A 6760-nucleotide genomic window follows, 5' to 3' on the forward strand; every position below is an offset into this window, starting at 1 on the left:
GCCGGGCATGACGGGCCTGCAACTGCTGCATCAGCGCCAGGTTGCCGCCGTGCAGCCAGGCGCCAGGGCCGGGCGCCGACGGTTTGGCGGCCATCGTGCCGATGGAAAAGCTGTTGACCATGCGCATGGCCTTGGGCGGGTCCTGGAGGGAGGTCTCCAGCAGCGCCGGCGAGACCTTCATCGGGTAGGCGGTGGCCACCAGGGCGAGGTGGGTGGCGCGCTCGCCCAGGCGGGCGGCGGCTTGCAGCGCGATCAGCGAGCCCATGCTGTGACCCACGAGGGCCGCGCGTGCCACGCCGGCGGCCTCCAGCAGGGCGATCAGCCAGTCGGCCAGGGCCTCGACACTGTCGAGCGCCGGGCCGGCGCTGCGCCCGTGCCCCGGCAGGTCCACTGCGAGCACGGCATGGCCGTGGTGGGCCAGGTAGCGGGTCTGCAGCGCGAAGACGCTGTGGTCGTGCAAGGCGCCGTGGACGAAGACCACGCAGGGCAGCGCAGGGTCGAAGGGCTTGCCGCCGGTGTAGGCATAGGCCTGGCGGCCATGGACCAAAAGCTTCATGCGGCCCTCCCGGCTTTTTCGGCGGCTTTCAGGGCGCGGCCCAGGTCGTCGATGAGGTCGGCCGGATCTTCCAGGCCGATGGACAGGCGGATGGTGCCCGGCGTGATCCCGGCGCGTGCCAGCGCTGCGTCGTCCATGCGGAAGTGTGTGGTGGAGGCCGGATGGATGACCAGCGAGCGGCAATCGCCCACGTTGGCCAGGTGCGAGAACAGGCGCAGGCTTTCGATGAAGCGGCGGCCCTGCTCGCGGCTGCCGCGCAGGTTGAAGCTGAACACCGCGCCGCAGCCCTTGGGCAGCAGGCGCTGGGCCAGCGCATGGCTGGGATGGCTGGGCAGTTCGGGGTAGCCCACCGACTCCACCATGGGGTGCTCGGCGAGAAACTTCACCACCTGGCGGGTGTTGGCCACGTGGCGCTCCATGCGCATCGACAGGGTCTCGATGCCCTGGAGGATGAGCCAGGCCGAGTGCGGGCTCAGGCAGGCGCCGAAGTCGCGCAGGCCCTCGCGGCGGGCACGCAACAGGAAGGCGCCTACGCTGCTTTCCTCGCTGAAGACCATTTGATGGAAGCCCTCGTAGGGCTGGGTGAGTTCGGGGAAGCGCCCCGAGGCCTCCCAGTCGAAGCGTCCGCTGTCGACCAGCACGCCGCCGATCACGGTGCCGTGGCCGCCGAGGAACTTGGTGGCCGAGTGGTAGACGAGGTCGGCGCCGTGTTCGATGGGCCGCATGAGCACCGGGGTCGTGAAGGTGGAGTCCACCAGCAGTGGCAGGCCGTGTTCATGGGCCAGGGCGCTGACGGCGGGAATGTCCAGCACATCCAGGCCGGGGTTGCCCAGCGTCTCGCCGAAGAAGAGCCGGGTGTTGGGGCGGATGGCGTCGCGCCAGGCGTCCAGGTCGCCGGGGGGCACGAAGCTGGTCTCGATGCCGAAGCGTGCGAGCGTGTAGTGCAGCAGGTTGTGCGAGCCGCCATAGAGCGCCGTGCTGGCGACGATGTGGGAGCCGGCACCCATCAGCGTGGCCACCGCCAGGTGCAGGGCGGCCTGGCCGCTGGCCGTGGCGATCGCACCCACGCCGCCTTCGAGCGCGGCGATGCGCTCTTCCAGCACGGCGGTGGTGGGGTTGGAGATGCGCGAGTACACATGGCCGGCACGCTCCATGTTGAACAGCGCAGCGGCGTGGTCGCTGTCGTCAAAGACGAAGGAGGTGCTGAGGTAGATCGGCACCGCGCGGGCGCCGGTGCTCGGGTCCGGTGCACTGCCGGCATGCAGGGCCAGCGTGTCGAAGCCGGGGTCGGAATATCCTGGCATGGTCTCTCCCAAAAGCCTGAGGGTGCACCCGGGGTTGTCCAGGGGGGCGTGATCTGCGGTGATCCTGGATTGTGGGCTATATTGAAGCCTCGTCCTGTCCGTACTCACCTGGGTGGGACAGACCATCCCCATGCTTCGACCCAGCCATCGCTTCAAGGAGGCCCGCCATGAAAGTCAGTGACATCCTGCGCGTCAAGGGGGGCACGCTGTTCACGGTATCGCCCGACCAGCCCCTGGGCGAGGCGATGAAGACCATGGCCGAGCACGACATCGGTTCTCTGGTGGTGATGGAGCACGGGGAACTGGTGGGCATGCTCACCTTCCGTGAATGCATCCAGGCGGTGGTGGCCAACGGCGGCAGTGTGGGCCGCACGATCGTGCGCACGGTGATGGATCCGGCCCCCCTGACCTGCACGCTGGAGACCGAGATCGACGAGGTCCGGCGGATGATGCTGGGGCGGCACGCCCGCTACATGCCGGTGATGAACCAGCGCACGCTGATGGGCGTGATCTCTTTCTACGACGTGGCCAAGGCGGTGGTGGAGAGTCAAGACTTCGAAAACCGCATGCTCAAGGCCTACATCCGCGATTGGCCGGTGGGCGACGAGCCGGCCCAGGCGTCCTGAGGCCGGCCGGGCCGGTTCTGAGTTTCGCTCAGGCGGCGCTTAAAATCTGCCTTCCCTCCACATTCCGGGGCCGGCCAGGGGCACGGCCCGTTCCGTTTCTACGCTTGGGTTTCATGTCCGGCAGCACTTTCGGCCAGCTCTTTCGCGTCACCAACTTCGGCGAGTCCCACGGCCCGGCCATCGGCTGCGTGATCGACGGCTGCCCGCCCGGGCTGGAACTGTCCGAGGCCGACATCCAGCCCGAACTGGACCGCCGCCGTCCCGGCACGTCGCGCCACGTGACCCAGCGCAACGAACCCGATGCGGTGGAGATCCTCTCGGGCGTGTACGAGGGTCACACGACCGGCACGCCGATCTGCCTGCTCATCCGCAACACCGACCAGCGCAGCAAGGACTACGGCAACCTCCTGCAGACCTTTCGCCCCGGGCATGCCGATTACACCTATTGGCACAAGTACGGCATCCGTGACCCGCGCGGTGGCGGGCGTTCGTCGGCCCGGCTGACGGCGCCGATGGTGGCTGCGGGGGCCGTGGCCAAGAAGTGGCTGCATCAGCAGTACGGCACCACGTTTCGCGGCTGCATGACCCAGCTCGGCGAGATCGAGATCCCGTTCGAGTCGTGGGAGCACGTGCCCCACAACCCGTTCTTCGCCGCCAATGCCAGCGTGATCGAGCGGTTGGAGGCGTACATGGACGCGCTGCGCAAGGCCGGCGATTCGGTGGGCGCCCGCCTGCGCGTGGAGGCCAGCGGTGTGCCGGTGGGCCTGGGCGAGCCGCTGTTCGACAAGCTCGACGCCGACATCGCCCATGCGATGATGGGGATCAACGCCGTCAAGGGTGTGGAGATCGGTGCGGGCCTGGCCTGCGTGGCCCAGAAGGGCACCGAGCATGGCGATGAACTCACGCCCGAGGGCTTTCTCAGCAACAACGCCGGCGGCGTGCTGGGCGGCATCAGCACCGGGCAGGATCTGGTGGTGCACCTCGCGATCAAGCCCACGAGTTCGATTCGCACGCCGCGCCGCTCGATCGACCTGCAAGGCCAGCCGGCCACCGTGGAAACTTTCGGGCGTCATGACCCCTGCGTGGGCATCCGTGCCACGCCCATCGCCGAGGCCATGCTCGCCCTGGTGGTGATGGACCACGCCCTGCGTCACCGAGCCCAGTGCGGCGACGTGGCGGTGCCCACGCCGAAGATCCCGGCCCGCGCGCCGCAGGCTTGAGGGAGCCCGTGGCGGCTCCCGCCGGTGTTCCCGCGCCTGCGCAGGGCCTGTGGAGCTTTGCCGCGCTGGCAGCGGTGTATTTCGGCTTCATCGGCTACTTCAACCCCTACCTGCCGCTGTGGTTGAAGGAGCTGGGCTTCGGCTCGCTGGCGATCGGCGCCCTCACCGCGGTTCAGAGCATCACCCGCGTGATCGCGCCCTACAGCTGGGGCTGGCTGTCTGACCACACCGGCCGGCGCACCGGCCTGATGCGCTGGGCTGCCAGCTTGGGCCTGGCCAGCAGCCTGGGCTTGCTGCTGATGCCTCACGGGGTTGCGCCCAGCGGGGTGGTGATGGGCGGCGTGCTCTTCCTGATGTTCTTCAATACCAGCGCGATGATGCCCATGGCCGAGGCGGCCCTGGCCCAGCGGGTGAGCACGCCGCAGGGCCTGGACGTGACCCGCTATGGCCGCGTGCGTGTGTGGGGTTCGGTGGGCTTCATCGTCACGGTGCTGGTCTTCGGTTTCGTGTTCGAGCGTTTCGGCCTGTCGTGGTTTGCGGCGGGCACGGTGGCGCTGCTCGCGGCCCTGGTGGTCGTGTGCTGGCGGCTGCCGGCCGGCGAGGACGCGGCGTCGGTCGGCCGCCCGGCTCCGGCGCTGGGGCCCGTGCTGGCCAGACCGGCGGTGCGCTGGTTCTTCGTCTCGGTGTTCTTCATGATCCTGGCGCACGTCGCGCTGTACGCCTTCTTCTCGCTGTACCTGGACGCCCTGGGCCACAGCAAGCGCGTGGTGGGGGTGCTGTGGGCCGTGTCGGTGGCGGTGGAGATCGCCTGGTTCCTGCTGCAGGGGCGCTGGCTGGCGCGCTGGCCGCTGTCGTTCTGGATGGTCGTGGTGTGCGCGGTGGCGGCGCTGCGCTTCGGCGCCACCGCAGCCTTCGGAACCAACCTGGTGGTGCTCGTACTGGCGCAGGTCAGCCATGCGCTCACGTTTGCGACCCACCACACGGTGTGCATCGCCTTCATCAACCGGCACTTCGCCGACCGCCTGCGCGGACGCGGCCAGGCGCTGTACTCAGTGCTGGGCTATGGGCTGCCAGGCGTGTTGGGCGGCGTGGCCGGCGGCGCGCTGGGAGGCGCCTGGGGCTGGGCCGCGGTGTTTTGGGCGGCCGCGCTGGCGGCCTTGCTGGCCACACTGGCGGCCTGGCGGGTGGCACGGATCGAGGGTTGAGCCCCGCGCGCGGCGCTGCTGGCAAACCCTGAACTTTCAGCCCACGACATGCCGTCGGTGAGGGCGTGACCGTGTAGTGCACGTAGTTCTTACAAAAAAGTCCGATGTAACGCCGGCGTACCAGGGCTCGACCTCTGGCACTGCAGCGCCGGGCTTCCTATGCTGCGGCCCGTTCCCCAACCGAGGCCGGCGGCGCCGGTCGACACCGCAACCAGCACCGCAGGAGACAACGATGCTGCAGCTTTCCCCATTGCCCCCGCGCTGTCGGCGTGTGGCCCGGCAGGGCCTGGCCGCCTTGGCATTGGCCGCCACGACCCTGGGCCCCTCGACGGCCCAGGCCCAGAGCGCACCGCGCACGGCCTTCGTGCATCTGTTCGAATGGAAGTGGACCGACATCGCGCGCGAGTGCGAGACCTTCCTTGGGCCCAAGGGGTTCGCGGCGGTGCAGGTGTCGCCCCCGAACGAGCACAACTGGGTGACCAGCGGTGACGGTGCGCCCTATCCGTGGTGGATGCGCTACCAGCCGGTGAGCTACAACCTCGACCGCAGCCGCAGCGGCACCCGCGCCGAGTTCCAGGACATGGTCAACCGCTGCAACGCCGTGGGGGTGAGCATCTACGTGGACGCGGTGATCAACCACATGTCCGGCGGCACGGGCGGCACCTCGAGCGCTGGGCGCAGCTGGAGCTATCACCACTATCCCGGGCTCTACGGTCCGAACGATTTCCACCAGCCGGTGTGCTCCATCACCAACTACGGGGATGCGAACAATGTGCAGCGTTGCGAGCTCTCGGGTCTGCAGGACCTGAACACCGGCAGCGCTTACGTGCGCGGCAAGATCGCCGACTACCTGGTCGGTCTGGTCAACATGGGGGTTAGGGGCTTCCGCGTCGATGCGGCCAAGCACATCAGCCCGACCGACCTGGGCGCCATCATCGATGCGGTCAACAGCCGCACCGGCACGAAACGGCCCTTCTGGTTCCTGGAGGTGATTGGCGCGGCCGGCGAGGCCGTGCAGCCGAACCAGTACTTCTCGCTCGGCGGCGGCCAGGTCACCGTGACCGAGTTCAACTACGGCAAGCAGATTTTCGGCAAGTTCGCCGGCGCAGGCCGGCTGGCCGAGCTGCGCAGCTTCGGCGAAACCTGGGGCCTGATGCCCAGCAGCAAGGCGATCGCTTTCATCGACAACCACGACAAACAGCGGGGTCACGGCGGCGGGGGCAACTACCTGACCTATCACTACGGCGCGACCTATGACCTGGCGAACATCTTCATGCTGGCTTGGCCCTATGGCTACCCGGCGCTGATGTCCAGCTATGCCTTCAACCGCAGCACGGCGTACGACACGAGCTTTGGCCCGCCGCACGACAGTGGCGGGGCCACCCGCGGCCCTTGGGACGGTGGCGTGAGCCAGCCGGCCTGCTTCAATCAGAGCATCGGCGGCTGGGTGTGCGAACACCGCTGGCGTGGCATCGCCAACATGGTGGCCTTCCGCAACGCCACACTGTCGAACTGGACGGTGACCGACTGGTGGGACAACGGCAACAACCAGATCGCCTTCGGCCGCGGCGACAAGGGCTTCGTGGTCATCAATCGCGAAGGAGCGGCACTGACGCGCAACTTCAAGACCAGTCTGCCGGCCGGCCAGTACTGCGATGTCGTCTCGGGGGACTTCAACAACGGCCAGTGCACTGGCAACGTGGTGACGGTGGATGCCGGCGGCTATGTGACGCTGACGGCCGCACCGAACGGGGCCGCGGCGATCCATGTGGGGGCCCGCCTGGGGGGAAGCGCCCAGCCCTCACAGACGGCTGCCGTCACGTTCAACGTGACGGCCGACACCGTGTGG

Annotated in this window: 6 protein-coding genes; 4 read left to right on the plus strand and 2 right to left on the minus strand. The window is 68.4% G+C overall.

The genetic code is table 11. The features are described 5' to 3' along the window. A partial coding sequence (locus tag ACK42S_RS11345) for an alpha/beta fold hydrolase (RefSeq protein WP_409707212.1) occupies positions 1–556 on the minus strand: 556 nt, incomplete at its 3' end. Further along, the gene (locus ACK42S_RS11350) at positions 553–1860 is read right to left on the minus strand and encodes an O-acetylhomoserine aminocarboxypropyltransferase (protein ID WP_409707215.1); all 1308 of its coding nucleotides are present in this window, start codon (positions 1858–1860) and stop codon (positions 553–555) included. The genes ACK42S_RS11345 and ACK42S_RS11350, both read right to left, overlap by 4 nt. Positions 1861–2027: 167 nt before the next feature. Between ACK42S_RS11350 and ACK42S_RS11355 the strand changes: the two genes are divergently transcribed. From ACK42S_RS11355 to ACK42S_RS11370, 4 genes are all read left to right on the plus strand, one after another. Continuing rightward, entirely contained in the window at positions 2028–2486 is a 459-nt protein-coding gene (locus tag ACK42S_RS11355; protein ID WP_409659528.1) for a CBS domain-containing protein, read from the plus strand. A gap of 113 nt (positions 2487–2599) precedes the next feature. Beyond that, positions 2600–3706 carry a chorismate synthase gene (aroC, locus tag ACK42S_RS11360; protein WP_409707218.1) on the plus strand — a complete coding sequence of 369 codons (1107 nt, stop codon included), beginning with the start codon at positions 2600–2602 and terminating at the stop codon, positions 3704–3706. A gap of 8 nt (positions 3707–3714) precedes the next feature. Continuing rightward, a complete protein-coding gene (locus tag ACK42S_RS11365) occupies positions 3715–4911 on the plus strand; it encodes an MFS transporter (RefSeq protein WP_409707221.1) in 1197 nt (398 codons plus the stop codon). Positions 4912–5143: 232 nt separating this feature from the next. After that, positions 5144–6760: alpha-amylase (locus ACK42S_RS11370; protein ID WP_409707224.1), on the plus strand; the 1617-nt coding region annotated here is incomplete at its 3' end.

The organism is Caldimonas sp., from assembly GCF_046289365.1.
GTDB lineage: Bacteria > Pseudomonadota > Gammaproteobacteria > Burkholderiales > Burkholderiaceae_C > Caldimonas.

Excerpts from the sequence above, each read along its gene's own strand:
- ACK42S_RS11350 (WP_409707215.1), bottom strand. The coding sequence starts at position 1,860 with ATGCCAGGATATTCCGACCCCGGCTTCGACACGCTGGCCCTGCATGCC.
- ACK42S_RS11355 (WP_409659528.1), top strand. The coding sequence starts at position 2,028 with ATGAAAGTCAGTGACATCCTGCGCGTCAAGGGGGGCACGCTGTTCACG.
- aroC (WP_409707218.1), top strand. The coding sequence starts at position 2,600 with ATGTCCGGCAGCACTTTCGGCCAGCTCTTTCGCGTCACCAACTTCGGC.